The sequence below is a fragment of the Woronichinia naegeliana WA131 genome, assembly GCA_025370055.1.
GTDB classification, from domain to species: Bacteria; Cyanobacteriota; Cyanobacteriia; order Cyanobacteriales; family Microcystaceae; genus Woronichinia; species Woronichinia naegeliana.
In genome coordinates this window covers 1800700-1817395 of record CP073041.1, presented here as the reverse complement: position 1 = coordinate 1817395, position 16696 = coordinate 1800700, and the positions used below count along the sequence as shown (strand labels likewise).

The following is a 16696-nucleotide window of genomic DNA, read 5'->3' as shown; positions in this document are numbered from 1 at the left end:
ATAGGGTAGAATGCCTCAAAACCATTGCATTAAGAAGAGAGAAAGCAGATGTACCGAAAGCAACAGTACTCAATTGAAACACCAGAAAACTTGAAAAATCTGTTCGGCGGGCAGTTAGACGAAGAAAATCGTTGGATAGAAATGTCAAAAATGATTCTTTGGGAAGAATATGAGGAAGAATATGCAAAAAACTTCACAGAAAAAAAAGGAGCCCCAGCCAAATCATTTAGAATGGCATTAGGAGCATTAATTATCAAAGAAATTTCAGGAAAAAGTGACAGAGAAACAGTAGAACAAATAAAAGAGAACCCTTATTTACAGTACTTTATAGGAATGGAAAGCTATAGTAGCAAAGAAGCATTTAATGCGTCAATGATGGTTCATTTTCGTAAAAAAATAGGAATGGAATTAATAAATAAAATTAATAAAGAAATAGAAAAAAAAGCGACGGGTGTAGCGTCAGAAAAAAAAGAAAATGAAGGAAAGTTATTGTTAGATGCGACTTGTACACCAGCAGATATAAAATATCCAACGGATATAGGAATATTGAATGATGCCAGAGAAAAAACAGAAAAAATAATAGATAAGCTGTATGAAGAAATAAAAGAGAAAAGGAAAGAAAAGCCGAGGACTTATAGGGAAGTGGCAAGAAAAGAGTACTTAGCCATAGCAAAAAAACGTCGTGTGTCAAAAAAAGAAAGAAGAAAAGGAACAAAAAAACAACTAGGATATATAAAAAGAAACTTGTCTGATATAGAAAAAATGATAGAAGAGGGAGCAAAGTTAGAAAAACTAACGAAAAAAGAGCAAGAAGAGCTTGTAACGATAGGAAAAGTGTATGAGCAACAGTTAGAAATGTATGAAAAAAAGACAAATAAAGTAGAAAACAGAATTGTGAGTGTAAGCCAACCTCACGTGCGTCCAATAGTGCGTGGAAAAGCGGGAAAAGCAGTAGAGTTTGGAGCTAAAATATCGGCAAGTAATGTGAATGGCTTTGTCTTCTTAGACAAATTAAGTTGGGATAATTACAACGAATCGGGAGATTTACAAGCGCGAATAGAAGAATATAAAAGGGAAACAGGATGTTATCCGGAATCGGTTCATGTGGATAAAATCTATCGAACAAAAGCGAATCGAGCTTATTGTAAAGAAAGGGATATAAGAATGAGTGGTCCCCGATTGGGAAGACCGCCGAAAGAGGTGAGCAAAGAAAAAAAGAAAGAGGCACGCTCAGATGAAAGAGTGCGTAATGCCATTGAGGGTAAATTCGGACAGGGAAAGAGGAAATTTAGTCTTGGTCGAGTGATGGCCAAACTACCTGAGACCTCGGAAACGGTAATTGCGATGAACTTTTTGGTAATGAATCTTTCTACTCTACTTCAGAAGACAAAAAGTAAAAAGTTGTAGAGTCGTTTTTCTTGTGAAAAATGGTGTTAATTTTCCTCTCTTTTGTGAGGAGTGATTTGTGTTGACCTTTTTAGACAGAAAGGAACAATAGATTAAACAAAATCTGTATTTTGATTTGTTTCCATAAGGATAAGTTATCTATGCTTTTTCAGTCCATACTTCCCTAACCCACATTTCTTTCGTTTTTTGACTTTTTCAGCAAGCCCTAATTAATGTAGAGGGTTCAAAGATAAAAATAGAACTAACATTAGAACTCAGTCGTTCAATGTTGGATACAGAAATAAATATTCAAAAAGGCTTAAACGAAGTAGGTTGCATCGCCAGCAAAGAAGCCTTGAAATATTTAGATACAGATGGTTCACCCTTAAAAATCGGTGAAGAAATCTGGAAGAGTAAGGGAGAGCAACCGAAAGAATATCAAACACCTTATGGTGAGGTTATAGTGAATCGTCATGTATATCAGCGTTCACCTTTGAGGAAAAACGTATTGCCCCTTAGAAAGAGAAGCAAGGATAATCATAACATCAACGCCATTATTGGCAAAACAGGTATCCTCAAAAATGTCAGGGATGGCAGGCAAAGAGGTGAAAAATGATTTATTAGAAAATCATGGTAGAAAAGTAGCGCTATCCTATATCCAAAGATTGAGTGAAGCAGTAGGAAGTGTGGTACAGGCAAAAGAAGAAGCGTGGAGTTATGCCCCGCCCAAGGAGGATAGCCAAATTGCAACAGTGGGAATAGGATTAGATGGAACCTGTATGCTGATCTGACTTTTCCCGTTAAGTGCGGATTGCAAGCTGCCAGCCTTGGCAAAGGTCATGCAACTTCAACCAACCGCGCCAAAGGACTTGGATACCGAGAGGAGTTTTACGACGATGTTCAAGATAACCACCAAGAAAAGCAACAGACTCGACAGCCCAAGCAACAGTCAAAATAGGGGGAAGTTTTTGAGAGGCGGCTGCTTTTAACACCTGAAGTTGAAGAGGATTAAGAATTTCAATCGCGAGAGCATCGGGCTGGGTACGATGAAGATAAGTAACGTGTAAAAGTTCAACAGCAATGACACTTAAAAAACCCAAAAGAGTTTTCATTCCATCAGAGGCAAGTCGATAATGCTCACTCTGACAACCAGACTTAAGGACTTTATGAAATTCTTCAACCCGCCATCGGTAGGTGTACCAACGAAGAATAGTGACAGCCATCTCAATAGTCTCAACAACTTCTGTAGTCAGAAGCATCCAAGATAAAGGAGTTTCGCCTTCGGGACAATCGATTTCTGTCGCATAAACAGCATAGACATTCAACGGGTCACGATTATCAAAACGATAGGGAGTTCGTAGATTAACTGAGCAAAATCGGACGGCAAGCTTAACCTTCCGTGCTTTTCTTTTTCCTGTACTCGGAATCTCGATTTCTTGATGAAAACGAATCGGTTCTGATTCCAAATGTTGCCAAAGTCGTTCACTATTTTTGTCTAAACTACGATTATGAGACGCTCTGACCAGCACTCCTGTATGCTTGAGTTGACGCACTGAGTCAAAGACTTCTGAAACATCTCCTTCTCTGTCAAATACATGAATTACCCTCGTTGAACTTTCTACCTGTTTCTCACAGGTGTTTAGAGCCTCTACCCATTTGTAGGATTCTTTTTCCTCAAATGGTCTTTGACGAGCTGCTTTTCTTTGTTCTTTCTGTCTTTCTTTTTTCTGCTTCGCCGTTTCATCTGTTGGGGGCTTTTCTTTTACCTCCCTATTCCACAGTTTTTGCCATAATAAACCTAATACTTGTCCTTTTTCTGGCTCAATTGCTAAAGCACTATGCAGTATTAATCCATTCCCTCCTTTTCCAGTCGGCCCATACCCTTCCCTTTTTTCCTTGATATTGCGATAATCTAAGAAGGTCGTATCTCCGACTGATAGCATTATCTTATATTCTTCTACGGCGGCAGTTGTCATTTCACAGTGCGGCTCTATTATCTTGACAAAGTCTGTTTTCGGATTCCCAAAAATTCATAGGCCCTCTTTAACTCGTTTCCTCCCTTAAACACTTCTGATAAGGCTTTTCCAAACCCCTCACTTAACTTTTTCCCAATCGAGAAGGCACGATTGTTTAGCCTCTCGTCTCCCAATTCACAACTGGCAAAGTTTTTTGTCCACCATTCCAACATTTTTTGACCTGCCCTTTAAGATTTTCTCCATTTTACAGTCTCATACTCCCTTCATCCTTTGTTTTTGAAATTTGAACGATAAGCGGGATGATGGCTTCAGAATATTTTTTTCCTGTCAAGAGAATCATTACTCAAACCCTTGCCAGATAAAGCCTCTAGAAGTTTGCATTGCTGGATTTTGGACTTAACGGGAAAAGTCAGGTATGCTGATGTGTGAGGATGGCTACCGTGAAGCAATGGTGGGAACCGTTTCCCTATACGATAGTGAAGGCGAACGTCAACATACAATCTATCTAGGTGCGGCACCAGAGTATGGAAAAAAGAGTTTTCTAGAAAGATTAGAAAGAGAAATTGAGCGAGCGAAAAACCGTTATCCAGAGGCAACATTGGTCGGGATAGCAGACGGGGCAGAATCAAATTGGAAGTTTTTAGAAAAGCAAACGGAAGAACAGATATTAGATTTCTATCATGCCTCTGGTTACTTAGGTGCCTTGGCAGAAGCGTTGCATCCGAATACCGTGTCAAAACAAAAAGAATGGTTGACTGAAAATTGTCGAGAACTCAAGCATGAAAAAGGAAAAGCAGGAGAACTGCTAAATCTGATGAAAGAAGTCAAAGAAGAAAAAAGTCATTCTAAGAATCTTACCGAGAAACTACAAGCGGCGATTACTTATTACGAGAATCATCAGCATCAAATGGATTATGCTGAATACATAGAGAAAAAGTATCCGATTGGTTCAGGTGTTACGGAAGCAGCTTGTAAGACGTTGGTCAAACAACGATTATGTTGTTCAGGGATGCGATGGAAGGAAAAAGGAGCAGGAATTATTTTGAGCCTACGAGCTTTGGTATTGACCAAGGAACGATGGAGTCAATTTTGGGCAAAACTTGATCAATATGGGTTCCCTGTAGAACCCTGATTACAACGGCTTTTATCAACTAAAGGTCGCACCCTTGCCCCTGGCATCTTGCGCCCTTCTTTCCCCACTTTGATTCCATCCCCCACATACACTCGTTTTTCCTTGATTCGATATAGATTTTCATGCTGACTTACCCACTTCGACCATCCCAAGGTCAGTCCTTTGACGTTAAATGCCTTGGATTCAAACCAATGTAGTGCCTGATGGTAGTAGCTCTCTGTTAACCCTAAGGCATTGACATAGCTTGTTATTGCGCTCGGTTGGCTGTTGAGCACTACTCCCCAGGCTAATAGGATAAACCATTGGTACGTTGCTTCTCGGCTAAAGGCGGGACGGAGATTCTCTAGGATTTGCTCTAGTCGCTGACATAGTTGCATAATTGATAGATAGCACTGGCTATCGATTTTCTATATCAGCCAGTTTCGGACATAACGGCACTCTTGGGTATCGCATGTCCGATTTTCTTTTCTCACTTACCCTGCTCGAGAACTTCCCACTGTCCAGTAAGTTGATTTTCTTCTCTTTTTAGTTTTTGATATAGTCTATTTTTAAGCTAGATTTCTTTTTTGATTCCACTCTACTAATATGCGATTACCCTGGGGGATTCTGATTTTGATCTTAAGATAGCAAAGGCAATTGAAGAAAAACTAAAACAGCGATCGCCACTCCCGTAAGCTGGGTTGACAATACTGCGATCGCGGTCTTATGGTTTTTGAAAATGCGATCGCGGTTGTGTTATTTGTTGTTGATGAAGTGCTATTTTCAAAATAGTTTGCCTTTTGATTGCTTTTACCCATCGAAAACTAAATGCTAAAATCAAATTAAATCAACAAAAATCTAATGCCTGACTTTCAGACCTTTATCGGTATTCTCACCACCCTATTCGTCTTTTTAACAGGAATAATCCTAAACTATGACTCAATCCAACTCGGAAACGACCAAATTATTATCCCCCAATGGTTCGGGCTCCTCTTCGCAGGGATTACTTTCAGCCTTGTTACACTGGATCAAATCCTACGGGGGCTTGTCCGACTTGAAAAAGAGCAACAAAGCCTTGAGACAACAGAACGAGAAACTCGCCGAACTCGAATCGAAACTCGATACCGTACTGCAATCATCCAATTCCAACTTAACCCCAACAACCTCCACAGAAACCAACTAGCAGATATTTTAGCCCTACTTGAAGAATACCGAGACACACTTTGAAAATGTGATTGCGGTCTGGTTGTTTGTGAATGGCGATCCTGATTTTGTTGTTTATAATTGCAAATGCGATCGCTGTTTTGTTGTTTGTGATTTATAATTGAGTGCGAGGTTTGAGTAATGTCTTTAAAAGATTTAATTCAGGAAAAGCGAGAAAAAATCCTAGAAATTGCGGCGAATCATGGGGCCTTTAATGTCCGTTTATTTGGTTCGGTCGCTAGAGGCGAAGAAACAGAAAATAGTGATATTGATTTTTTAATTGATTATGATCTAGAAAAAATTTCGTCTTGGTTTCCTGTCGGTTTAATTCATGATCTAGAAGATTTATTGGATAGAAAAGTTGATGTTGTATCAGCTAAATCTTTACACGAGTTTATTAAGGAGCGTATTTTGGCAGAGGCAATGATGTTATGAAAGATGCAAGAATTTACTTGATTCATGTTCAAGAATGTTTAACTCGAATTGAGAATTATACACAAAATGGCCAAAATTATTTTATGAACAATATCTTGATTCAAGATGCTGTTCTTAGAAATTTAGAGGTTATGGGGGAATCCATTAAACAGTTACCAGAGGAATGGAAGGCTTCACAGCCGAATATTGAATGGGTAAAAATTGGCGACTTTAGAAATGTTTTAGCCCATGATTATCTACGAGTTGATCTTGATGTGGTTTGGACTATAATTGAGAATTATTTGCCTGGATTGGAAGAAGCAATTGATAGTATTTTTAATGAATTTTGGTAAAGCTTGGTGCGATCGCTGTTTTATTGTTTGTGATTGAAAAGTGCGATCGCTATCTTGTTTTTTTGAAAAGTGCGATCATGGTCTTGCTATTTGTGAAGGGCGATCGCTGTTTTGTTTTTTGTGATTGATGGCGATCGCGGATTTGCTATTTGTAAAGTGCGATCATTATTTTGTTATTTGTGATGGAAAAGGGCGATCACTGGTAGAATAAATAAATTAACGGTATGTGTCAATTTTAAATTGCTTAATGAAATTACCAAAAGGAGATCAAGTCAAACCAGAACAAATAATCAGCAAATTAATCACATACACATTAAAAACGGATCATAAAGATGGTCAACACAAAGCCCGCTTATTTAAGTCAAAATTAGGAATTGCTTTAGACAATAAAGATATTTTAGTTGAAGCACTAATCAAAATAGCAAAAGATAATGATTATGTTTTTACTCAAAATAGTCAATACGGACAAAAATATGTAATTGACTTTGATTTAACCACCTCTAAAGGTACATCAAAGATAAGAAGTGCTTGGATTATTCGTTCTGAGGAAGATTATCCTCGTTTAACTACTGTATATCCTCTTGATTAATTATAGGAGATAAATCAATATGAGTTCAATTAAATTACATGATATTATCGCTCTTACTGAAAATATCAAGACCACTCAATTTATGACAGAGAAAGAAATAATTTTACCTATAGGTCAAATGGGGACAGTGGTAGAAGAATATAATAATGGAGAGGCTTTTGAAGTAGAATTTTGTGACAATAATGGTCAAACATTTGTGTTAGTTTCCTTAGAGCCAGAAAAATTCATATTGCTTTATCCTGATACTTCTAATCTTAGTTTAGTTTACTAAATTCTCAGTGCGATCACCCCTTTTTTTATTAGAATAAAGTGCGATCGCGGTCTTGTTCTTTATAATGTAAAAGGGCGATTAGAATTAAACAAGGAGAGTTACTATGGCCACTAACTTAAAAATTTGGTTTGATAAAGAAGGTGATTTCTTAGAAGTTCTTTTTTCCGATAAACCAGGTTATATGCAAGAAACAGAAAACGATGCAATTATGACCAGAGTTGATCTTCAGGGAAATGTATTAGGTTTTTCAATTTTAGGCGTAAGTCAACTACAAAAAGATAATCCTTTAACCGCAGAACTTTTGGTTAATGTTGCAGCTTAATTTATGAACCGCTCTGTCGTCAAACTGAAAAATAATTGAGAAATGCGATCGCAGTCTGTTTTTTGTGAAAGAATTACTTAATAGTCCATGATGCCATCATTTTTTCAACAGTTTCAACTGGCACACCTTTACCCCAATCAATTTCTTCAAATCCCTCTTGAATAGCCGCAATAAAACTGACTTCTTCCGCGATCGCCGTTAAAGAAATGTTCTCAGGCAGACATTTAAAAAGCTCAATAACTGCTTCTTTATTACTCATGGCTTAAGCCTCTTGAGGCGAACAAGAAACACTGTAACATACAGACACAAGGCCATCATCCGAATTTTTGAGAAATATTAAGAGCGATCGCTGTTTTGTTATTTATGGTTGATAAAGGGCAATTTTCAAAACAGTTTGCCTTGAAAACTAAATGCTAAAATCAAGTTAAATCAACAAAAACCCGATGCCTGACTTTCAGACCTTTATCGGTATTCTTACCACCCTATTCGTCTTTTTAACAGGAATAATCCTCAATTATGACTCAATCCAACTCGGAAACGACCCAATCATCATCCCCCAATGGTTCGGACTCCTCTTCGCGGGGCTTACTTTCAGCCTTGTTACATTGGATCAAATCCTACGGGGGCTTGTCCGACTTGAAAAAACAGAACGAGAAACTCGCCGAACTCGAATCGAAACTCGATACCGTACTGCAATCATCCGATTCCAACTTAACCCCAACAACCTCCACAGAAACCAACTAGCCGATATTTTAGCCTTACTTGAAGAATACCGAGACACACTTTGAAAATGTGATTGCGGTCTGGTTGTTTGTGATAGGAAAGTGCGATCGCAGTTTAACTGTTGTTTTTGAGAAGGCGATCACAGTCTTGTTGTTTTTGTAAAGGGCGATCTCCACTATTATTTTTTCACTTAAAGTCTAATTATGTTAACTCAAATTCTTTATGATCAAGACTTTCACCAATGGATTGAAAAAACCATTAACCAGCTAGAACAGAGAGACTTTAATAATCTGGACATTAACCACTTAATTGAGAGTTAAAAGACTTGGAAAAATCTGATAAAAATGCCCTAGAAAGCAATTTAGGGACAAAGAATAAATAACTTATGCGTTTTTGTAGAATTGAGGAATGGCTCTGTAATTCCATTTCGGAAGATATTAATCAAAAACAATTGGTAAATTGTCCTTGAAACCATCAACAACTTTTCGCCCTTTAGCATAAACCTTATCTATAAGATTAACGCTTACGTTTCACATAACCATGTTTATCGAGTAGTTTTTTTACAATTGGCATACTTATCTCTATTCCTTTTTCTTTTAGCCCTTCAACAATTTGGGACTGATTTAAGTATGTCCACTTTGTTTTTTCTTCCATCGGGTCTCCCTCTGTATCTTCTTCTACTAATAGAAATACTTCATCTAATTCTGGTATCTGCTCAAAGCAACTCTTTCTTCCTCCCCCTTGTTCTCGAATAGCTTTTTCGTTAAACTTCTCTACCTCGCTATTTTCTAGCTCGCTCTTACCTTCTGTTATTGTGTTTCGGTTACATCCAAATAACTCGGATATGTACTTGATTCCCCCATGACCCAACTTTTTTCTTCAACGGCTGCATATCTTCGTTTATCTTTCTCGCTCAGTGAGTTGTAGAATTTTACCATCTCTGATTCAATGTCTTCTGAGTAGTGCATTATCCTGTGTCCTGTTTTTTATCATTTAGTTTATCTTACCATTTGCCTATCTTATTTATTTTTCATTCCTTAGAAATTACCACAGAACTCATTTATCGTAATTAATGGTTATTCGTTGACGGAGGTAAGCATTTCTTGAATTAGGCTTGTTAACTGTTTGAGTCTAACGGGTTTAGAGACATATTCGTTGGCCCCTGCTTCCAGACAGCGATCGCGATCTCCTGGCATGGCTAGGGCGGTGAGGGCAATAATCGGAATCTGGGCTAAATTGGCATCCATGCGAATTTGTTTGATTGCGTCTAAACCATTCATGCCTGGCATTTGAATATCCATCAAAATTAAATCCGGTTGTTCAGATCTCGCCAGGGAAATCGCCATTTCCCCATTATTTGCCACAATCAAACGATAGCCTTTGATCGTTAAATAATCGGACATGGCTAAAACATTAGCGGCATTGTCTTCTGCTAACAAAATTAAAAAGGAACGGCTTGATTCTGCGCGAGTCTCTTGTTTGTGATTTTTCTCTGCCAAAATGCTGGGGGCTATCGGACAGTTAGGAAGAAATGACTCACAATCAGCACAGGGCAAATCAACGCTAAAACAACTGCCTTTTCCTAACTCACTCTGAAGGCTCACCTGGCCACCATGCAGTTCAACAATATTTTTAACCAGGGCTAACCCCAAACCCGTTCCCTCATATTGGCGATTGAGTGCGCTATCAACTTGTACAAAAGGCTGAAATAGTTTTTGGGTATTTTCTGGTGCAATCCCGATCCCGTTATCAATGATCGAAATCCGCAACAAAAATGATTGGGTAGAAGGGTTAGCCATTGGGGCAATGGTTAAGAGAATATTTCCTCCCTCTGGTGTAAATTTAACTGCGTTATTAAGAAGATTAATTAACACTTGACGAATGCGTCGCTCATCAATCCAGACATCCGGCAGAGCTTGAGGAATTTGTGCTTGAATTTGAATATGTTTGTTGAAAGCCTGTTGTTGAATAAAAGCCAAACTAGCCTGACAAAGCGGGGCGATCGCCGTCAGATGATAGTCCAAAGTTAACTGGCCAGATTCAATTTTAGAAAGATCAAGAATGTCATTAATTAATTCCAATAGATGCAAACCACTGCGTTCAATGGTTTCTAAGCAATCGAGTTGTTTGGGGTTAAGGGGGCCATAAACCTGCTCTTTTAAGCCTTCAGTCATCCCTAAAATAGCATTGAGAGGGGTGCGGAGTTCGTGACTCATGTTGGCTAAAAATTCATCCCTAAGACGAGTTGCCCTAGCCAATTCTTGATTGCTCTGTTGCAGTTTAATTTCTGCCAATTTGCGATCGCTAATATTCATCGCAATACAAATTGTTTGGTCGCTTGAACCAGGGAGAAACGCCCCTCCCAGCAGAATCGCCAGCCGACTACCATCTTTGCGATAATATTCCTTTTCTACTGGTAAGAAATAGCCTATTTTTTGTATCTGTTTTCTTAACTCCTCATCCTGTTGAGCGTATTCCGAGGGCGTGATTTGATCCCATCGAATTAAACCTTGGTTCAGTTCTTGCCGAGTATAACCAAGCTCCTGTAAAAAACAATCATTGGCATCAATAATTCGTCCCTGCAAATCAGCAAAAAGCATTCCGACAATATTGGCATCAAACAACCGACGAAAACGGGCTTCACTTAATTGGAGTGCTCTTTCTGTCTCCTTGCGATCGCTGATGTCCACTGTCCCTCCCCATAAATAAACCACTTTTCCGGTGTCATCACGTTGGGGTATTGCCTTAGAGAGAATAAAGCCTCTGGTTCCATCTGCTCGAATAATTTCTAGATCAACTTCAAAGGGTTCACCGTATTGAATGGCTCGACTAATGACTTCTATACGTACCTGATTGGAATGGGGGGTAAAATAGGAGCTAAGGTAATCGAAGGTAAGGGTAGCATTAGCAGGATTAATCCGAAAGATTTCAAAAAGTTCCTTAGACCAGGTCAGCTTTCCCGTCAGTACATCTAATTCCCAACTCCCAAAATAAGTACGCTGTTGAATATCTTTGGTAAGATTCCACTGTTGCAGCGCGTTTTCCACTGCCTGACAAAGGGTAGAAGCTGTAATATCATCCTTCGCTAAATAGTCACTCGCACCTAGTTTCATCGCTTGTACCGCGATCCGTTCATTCCCCAGACCACTGATCACAATTGTCGGCAAGGGTTGTCTTGAATACCGATTGTTAACAACCTTTAATAATTCTAAGCCGCTACCATCGGGCAAATTAATATCCACTAGCACCAGATCAGGAGACTGTGTTCTCCACAATTCCAGCCCCTCGGTTAGCCCCTGCGCCTCTAAAATTTGGTATTTAAAATTTTGGTTTGCTAAAAGATAATGACGATAGGTAAGGCGATCGCTTTCCGAATCCTCAATGATTAAAATAGAGTAGTTTTTCACAGAATTTATGGTGTTTTCTGGTTTAGGGATTAGTCTTGGCTGGAGTTTAAAAGGTCTTGCATGAGGCTAGTTAGCTGTTTGAGTCTAACGGGCTTAGAGACATATTCGTTGGCTCCCGCTTCCAGACAGCGATCGCGATCTCCTGGCATGGCTAGGGCAGTGAGGGCAATGATCGGAATTTGGGCTAAATTGGCATTTAGGCGAATTTGTTTGATCGCTTCTAAACCATCCATGCCTGGCATTTGAATATCCATCAAAATTAAATCCGGTTTTTCCGACTGGGCCAAAGCGATCGCTTTCTCTCCATTTTCTGCCAAAATCAAACGATAGCCCTTCGCTTCTAAATAATTGACGATCGTACTAGCACTAGCTGGATTATCTTCCACTAACAAAATTGAAGAAGAACGCCGGGTTTGAAGAGAAATACTTTCGGTGCGGTTTTCCGTTTCTAGCTCAGGTGATGAAGCAGAGGAGAATCGCTCACGATGGGGACAGGGCAGGTCAATCGTAAAACAACTGCCTTTTCCGAACTCACTTGTAAGGCTAACTCGACCACCATGTAGTTCGACCAGGCGTTTCACCAAGGCCAACCCTAAACCCGTTCCCTCATATTGACGATTAAGCGCACTATCGACTTGAATAAAGGGCTGAAAGAGTTTGGGGATATTTTCGGGTGTAATCCCGATCCCGTTATCAATGATCGCAATCCGCAAGCAAGTTTGGGTCGAAGGCGATGAATCTGACACCAGGGAAGCCATTGCTGAGTTGACGGCTAAAGTGGCTTCTAGGGTCACGTTCCCTCCCTCCGGCGCAAACTTCACCGCATTGTTAAGCAAGTTGATCAACACTTGACGGATGCGTCGCTCATCAATCCAGATATCCGGCAGATCTTGAGGAATTTGGGTTTGAATTTGAATGCGTTTGTTTAAAGCCTGTTGTTTGATGAAAGCCAAACTAGAACGACAAAGCGGGGCGATCGCCGTAGGCCCACACTCCAACTCTAATTGACCTGATTCGATTTTAGCGAGATCGAGAATTTCGTTAATTAAGCCCAACAGATGGAACCCACTGCGTTCAATGGTTTGTAAGGAACGGAGTTGTTTGGGGTTAATGGGGCCATAAACCTGTTCTTGCAAACCCTCGGTCATCCCTAAAATGGCATTGAGGGGTGTGCGGAGTTCATGGCTCATATTGGCCAGAAATTCATCCTTCAGACGGGTGGCACGGGCTAATTCTTCGTTAGAAAGGGCTAATTGCTGATTGCGTTCGGTGAGTTGTTGTTGTGCAACTTGTCTTTCCTTTAATTCCTGTTGTAATTGCTCCAGTAAATTGGCCTGTTGAATGGCGATCGCCAGTTGACCCGCAATTTGTTGAATTAAATCAATTTCATCAGGTTGCCAAATACGGGGAGCCGTGCAGGAATGAATGCAGAGTAACCCCCATAATTGCTGGCCACAGAGTAGAGGTATCACTAAATTGGCGCGAATTTGGAACTGACTCAGAACCGCTTTATGACACTCTTGTAAATTACTCTGGAGAACATCATTAATAACTTGAAAATGTCCCTCTGTATAGCTTTTGGCATAGTCTTCTCCGAAGCAGTGATCATGAATCCGAATGGCTAAAACGGAAGAACACCCTTCTTTCAGGGACTCGGCGACAAATTCTCCATCATCAAAGCCAGATTCGGGATAAAACCGAAAGATTCCCACGCGATCGCTTTGGATAAATTGACGGATTTCCTGACAAGCCGTATCAAAAATGGTCTGAAGATTAAGACTTTCTCGAATACGTTGGGTAATTTGCCGTAGGAGAGTTTCTTTTTCTGCTTGCTGACGGATGGTTTGTTCGGCTTGTTTTTGTTCTGTTATCTCAAAATTAACGCCGATTACTCTCAGGGGATTTCCCTGGTCATCTCGCATTACCGCCCCATAACATTTTAGAAAATGGATACTACCATCGGGATGGATCACTCGAAATTCTGTATCATATTCAGCGTTTCCTGCTACGGCTTCCTGAACTAAGGTTAAGGTCGCCTGTCGGTCATCGGGATAAAGGCTATTGACAAAGGTTTCAAAAACCACTGTAGTTTCCACAGGAATGCCATACAGTTCATACACCCGCTCATCCCAAGTCACGATGCTGTTCCCTATCTCCCATTCCCAACAGCCGATCGCTCCAGAATTGAGCGCGATTTTCAGGCGATTGGTGAGATTTTGTAATTGTTGTTCAGCTTGTTTGCGATCGCTAATATCTTGCACACTAGACCAAATGAGAGTTTCTCCCTTTTGTTGAATCAGTAATCCTGTCAATGTAACTGCTACGAGATGGCCATCCTTGTGAATATATTCCTTTTCGTAGGGGCCATAACTTCCTGTTTCCTGTAGCTGTCGGAGTTGTTCTACTTCCTGCTCTTGATATTTAATGGGTGTAATATCCCAATAGGTTAAATTGAGGGTTTCTTCAACTGTTCGTCCTAATATTTGGGCAAAATTGGAATTGATATAAACTAACTGTCCGTCCAAGCGGCAACAAGCGAGACCGATGGGAAATTCTGTAATTAACTGGCGATTAAACGCTTCACTGACTTGGAGGGCGTGGGTACGCTCTTCAACCCTAATTTCTAATTCTTGATTAAATTGCTGAAGTTTTGCATTATTGTCGCGCAATTCTTCTTCTATTTTTTTGAGTTTGGTAATATCATGGTTGAAGCCAATCAAAGCGATATTATTCTTTTGGATATCTCGTAAAATAACCGTTGAGGTGGCAGTAATTTTTTCCGTCCCATCTTTACAAATAACGGTGAATTCCCCTGACCAATGACCCTTTTGCAAGGTTGTTTGATTAATTTCCGTTGCGAACCTCTGTCCCTCTTCAGTTTTGTGTAGAATACTAGGACTTTTGCCTAATATTTCAGTTTTAGTATAACCGTATAAATTTTCCGCCCCTCGATTCCAATCAATAATGATCCCGTCCAGGTCGGTAATGATGACCCCATCGGTAATATTTTCAAAAACGAGGGCTTGTTTTTTTAAAAGCAGTTCTACCTTTTTTTGATCGCTAATATCGGCGATCATGCCAACCACCCCAATTCCCTCCCCTTGCTCATTTAACAACCATTGGTTGCGGTCTTCGAGCCAAATATAATGACCGGCTTGATGGCGGAAACGGTACTGAGCAAAGAAAAGGGTTTGGTGAATGTTTGCTATTTCTAATGCCTGTTGAAAAATGCTTAAATCTTCGGGATGAATTAAAGACATCCAATCGGACAAATGGAGCGGTAAATCAGACTCAGCATAGCCTAAAATCAATTTTGCATTCGCCCCCCAAATTACAGAATTCGTCAGAAAATTATATTCATACACCATTTGTCCACTAGCTTGTTCTGCTAATTCATAACGTTTATGCCATTCGGCTAGTTCGATTTCATTTTGTTTACGGATATTTTCGGCTTCAATTCGTGCTTGGGTATTGGCGATCGTTTGACTGAGAATGGTTAAAATCCGAATGCTCTCTTCGTCCCAGGCGATCGCCCGACTGAAGGAAGCCAAACCGAGCATACCGATGGTCTGGCCGTTGCGGATGAGAGGAATTGATAACAAAGATTTAATATTAAATTGTTGCCAACCGGCCGCATCCACCGCCGCTTCTGGAGGCAAAAGTGCCGTATCTTTTACACAACAGTATTGTTGCCGAAGAATTAAAGCGATTGAATAGGGAAAAGCTGCAAAGGGAACATTTTGGGCGATCGCTATCTGACGAAGACTTCCTGATTGGCTCCATTCATGACTCATGCTCAGGGTTTGGCGATCGCGATCAAGAGTAAAAAGATAGGCCGTATCTACCTGGCTCATTTCCCCAATCAATTGCAGACTGCAATCAATCTCAAAATCCAACGTTTCATCAGTCACTTCCACAAAACGACTGCTAATTTTGGCAATCAATTGATTAAAATCTTTTTGTACCTTGAGGGCCGCTAACGCCTGTTCTCTTTCTATAAGTAAACGTTTGGCATCGGTAATATCCCGCCCTTCAGGAATAATATAAATCACTTCACCCGACTCATTAAACATTGGACGCAAAGAAAAATCAATGGGAATAACCCTTTGATTCGCACCCCAAATATCCATTTCATAGCGAATAAATTCCCCCTGGGCCGCACGGGCGACGGATTGTCTCAATTTTTCCTGAGTTTGACGAGAAATCTTAAACCACTCCGTTTCCCATATCGGACGACCAATAACCTCTTCTTTTTTCAGACCTGCCACCGCGAGGGCCGTTTGATTAGCCTCCAACGCCGTCCCATCAGGTGCAATTAAGCCAGTAAACTGAAAAGTATTATCAAAAATTGCTTGAAAGAGGTCATCCTTAAATTTCAGAACCGAGTTTTGGATTTCGATTTGTTGCTGTAATTGTCTGACTTTTCTAGGGAACATCCCCTCATCTAGCCCCTGTCTAATGGCTCGACAGAGCGTCAAAGCTGTGATATCACCTTTAACCAGATAGTCAATTGCGCCCTGTTTAAGGGTCTGGACGGCTATTTTTTCATCCCCTTGCCCTGTCATCACAATCACGGGGATCTGAAGGTCTTGGGGTAGAGCAGTAATCGCCTCTAATAGTTCTAAGCCGCTACCATCGGGCAAATGAAGATCAACTAACGCCAAATTAGGAGATTGCGATCGCCATAGTTCCAGCCCCTCGGCTAGGGTTTCAGCTTCTAAAATTTCGTACTGATTCTCGGTGTCCGCCTTAAGATAACGACGATACACAAAGCGATCGCTCTCAGAATCCTCTACCAGAAGAATCTTCTCTTTGCCTTGGTGAATCATATTGGTATATTTGGCTACGTTTGAGGAGTTAATTGACCCACTGTCTTACCCTCTCTGGATTGTCAAAGAATTATCCATCTCGGTTTTCACTGAGCGCTCAAAAGACGTAGCC

15 protein-coding genes and 1 pseudogene are annotated in these 16696 nt (G+C 40.2%); 9 read left to right on the top strand and 7 right to left on the bottom strand.

All coding sequences use genetic code 11. The features are described from left to right. The first annotated feature begins 48 nt into the window (after window positions 1-48). The 3 genes and pseudogenes from KA717_09360 (at window position 49) to KA717_09350 (ending at window position 2177) form a co-directional block, all read left to right on the top strand. A pseudogene (locus KA717_09360) lies at window positions 49-1386 on the top strand (IS5 family transposase). 286 nt (window positions 1387-1672) lie between these two features. After that, window positions 1673-2002: a hypothetical protein gene (locus KA717_09355; GenBank protein UXE62881.1), complete on the top strand. Its 330-nt coding sequence runs from the start codon at window positions 1673-1675 to the stop codon at window positions 2000-2002. Next, window positions 1968-2177 carry a hypothetical protein gene (locus tag KA717_09350; protein ID UXE62880.1) on the top strand — a complete coding sequence of 70 codons (210 nt, stop codon included), beginning with the start codon at window positions 1968-1970 and terminating at the stop codon, window positions 2175-2177. The genes KA717_09355 and KA717_09350 overlap by 35 nt, the downstream gene beginning before the upstream one ends. A gap of 9 nt (window positions 2178-2186) precedes the next feature. Here the strand turns inward: KA717_09350 and KA717_09345 are convergent, their stop codons facing one another. Together KA717_09345 and KA717_09340 are read right to left on the bottom strand one after the other, a co-directional pair. Then, a complete protein-coding gene (locus KA717_09345) occupies window positions 2187-3362 on the bottom strand; it encodes an IS4 family transposase (GenBank protein ID UXE62879.1) in 1176 nt (391 codons plus the stop codon). A gap of 17 nt (window positions 3363-3379) precedes the next feature. Next, the gene (locus KA717_09340) at window positions 3380-3574 is read right to left on the bottom strand and encodes a transposase (GenBank protein ID UXE62878.1); all 195 of its coding nucleotides are present in this window, start codon (window positions 3572-3574) and stop codon (window positions 3380-3382) included. A gap of 203 nt (window positions 3575-3777) precedes the next feature. Here KA717_09340 and KA717_09335 point away from each other — a divergent pair, with 203 nt between their 5' ends. Further along, a complete protein-coding gene (locus KA717_09335) occupies window positions 3778-4494 on the top strand; it encodes a hypothetical protein (protein ID UXE62877.1) in 717 nt (238 codons plus the stop codon). Here KA717_09335 and KA717_09330 read toward each other — a convergent pair. Beyond that, window positions 4467-4871, bottom strand: coding sequence for a hypothetical protein (locus KA717_09330; GenBank protein UXE62876.1), 405 nt, complete (start codon window positions 4869-4871; stop codon window positions 4467-4469). The two genes, KA717_09335 and KA717_09330, sit on opposite strands and share 28 nt — an antisense overlap. Window positions 4872-5817: 946 nt before the next feature. Between KA717_09330 and KA717_09325 the strand changes: the two genes are divergently transcribed. The 5 genes from KA717_09325 to KA717_09305 all read left to right on the top strand — a co-directional run bounded on the left by KA717_09325 (window position 5818) and on the right by KA717_09305 (window position 7625). Further along, a complete protein-coding gene (locus tag KA717_09325; protein UXE62875.1) occupies window positions 5818-6111 on the top strand; it encodes a nucleotidyltransferase domain-containing protein in 294 nt (97 codons plus the stop codon). Next, window positions 6108-6443, top strand: coding sequence for a DUF86 domain-containing protein (locus tag KA717_09320; protein UXE62874.1), 336 nt, complete (start codon window positions 6108-6110; stop codon window positions 6441-6443). Before KA717_09325 ends, KA717_09320 begins: the two co-directional genes overlap by 4 nt. 226 nt (window positions 6444-6669) lie before the next feature. Beyond that, the gene (locus tag KA717_09315) at window positions 6670-7032 is read left to right on the top strand and encodes a hypothetical protein (protein UXE62873.1); all 363 of its coding nucleotides are present in this window, start codon (window positions 6670-6672) and stop codon (window positions 7030-7032) included. Between the two features lie 19 nt (window positions 7033-7051). Further along, window positions 7052-7303 carry a DUF4926 domain-containing protein gene (locus KA717_09310; GenBank protein ID UXE62872.1) on the top strand — a complete coding sequence of 84 codons (252 nt, stop codon included), beginning with the start codon at window positions 7052-7054 and terminating at the stop codon, window positions 7301-7303. Window positions 7304-7406: 103 nt separating this feature from the next. Beyond that, a complete protein-coding gene (locus KA717_09305; protein UXE62871.1) occupies window positions 7407-7625 on the top strand; it encodes a DUF2283 domain-containing protein in 219 nt (72 codons plus the stop codon). A gap of 73 nt (window positions 7626-7698) precedes the next feature. Here the strand turns inward: KA717_09305 and KA717_09300 are convergent, their stop codons facing one another. From KA717_09300 to KA717_09285, 4 genes are all read right to left on the bottom strand, one after another. Further along, the gene (locus KA717_09300; GenBank protein UXE62870.1) at window positions 7699-7884 is read right to left on the bottom strand and encodes a hypothetical protein; all 186 of its coding nucleotides are present in this window, start codon (window positions 7882-7884) and stop codon (window positions 7699-7701) included. A 980-nt stretch (window positions 7885-8864) separates the two neighbouring features. After that, complete coding sequence (locus KA717_09295) at window positions 8865-9218, bottom strand: hypothetical protein (protein UXE62869.1); 354 nt, start codon at window positions 9216-9218, stop codon at window positions 8865-8867. Between the two features lie 206 nt (window positions 9219-9424). Continuing rightward, window positions 9425-11755 carry a response regulator gene (locus KA717_09290; GenBank protein UXE62868.1) on the bottom strand — a complete coding sequence of 777 codons (2331 nt, stop codon included), beginning with the start codon at window positions 11753-11755 and terminating at the stop codon, window positions 9425-9427. A 29-nt stretch (window positions 11756-11784) separates the two neighbouring features. Next, window positions 11785-16584, bottom strand: coding sequence for a PAS domain S-box protein (locus KA717_09285; protein UXE62867.1), 4800 nt, complete (start codon window positions 16582-16584; stop codon window positions 11785-11787). Window positions 16585-16696: the final 112 nt, after the last annotated feature.

What these genes read in the sequence shown, in the direction of transcription:
- KA717_09350 (UXE62880.1), top strand. Translation starts at nt 1,968, where the DNA reads ATGTCAGGGATGGCAGGCAAAGAGGTGAAAAATGATTTATTAGAAAAT.
- KA717_09340 (UXE62878.1), bottom strand. Translation starts at nt 3,574, where the DNA reads ATGTTGGAATGGTGGACAAAAAACTTTGCCAGTTGTGAATTGGGAGAC.
- KA717_09305 (UXE62871.1), top strand. Translation starts at nt 7,407, where the DNA reads ATGGCCACTAACTTAAAAATTTGGTTTGATAAAGAAGGTGATTTCTTA.
- KA717_09335 (UXE62877.1), top strand. Translation starts at nt 3,778, where the DNA reads ATGCTGATGTGTGAGGATGGCTACCGTGAAGCAATGGTGGGAACCGTT.
- KA717_09285 (UXE62867.1), bottom strand. Translation starts at nt 16,584, where the DNA reads ATGATTCACCAAGGCAAAGAGAAGATTCTTCTGGTAGAGGATTCTGAG.
- KA717_09355 (UXE62881.1), top strand. Translation starts at nt 1,673, where the DNA reads ATGTTGGATACAGAAATAAATATTCAAAAAGGCTTAAACGAAGTAGGT.
- KA717_09300 (UXE62870.1), bottom strand. Translation starts at nt 7,884, where the DNA reads ATGAGTAATAAAGAAGCAGTTATTGAGCTTTTTAAATGTCTGCCTGAG.
- KA717_09325 (UXE62875.1), top strand. Translation starts at nt 5,818, where the DNA reads ATGTCTTTAAAAGATTTAATTCAGGAAAAGCGAGAAAAAATCCTAGAA.
- KA717_09330 (UXE62876.1), bottom strand. Translation starts at nt 4,871, where the DNA reads ATGCAACTATGTCAGCGACTAGAGCAAATCCTAGAGAATCTCCGTCCC.
- KA717_09310 (UXE62872.1), top strand. Translation starts at nt 7,052, where the DNA reads ATGAGTTCAATTAAATTACATGATATTATCGCTCTTACTGAAAATATC.
- KA717_09320 (UXE62874.1), top strand. Translation starts at nt 6,108, where the DNA reads ATGAAAGATGCAAGAATTTACTTGATTCATGTTCAAGAATGTTTAACT.
- KA717_09345 (UXE62879.1), bottom strand. Translation starts at nt 3,362, where the DNA reads ATGACAACTGCCGCCGTAGAAGAATATAAGATAATGCTATCAGTCGGA.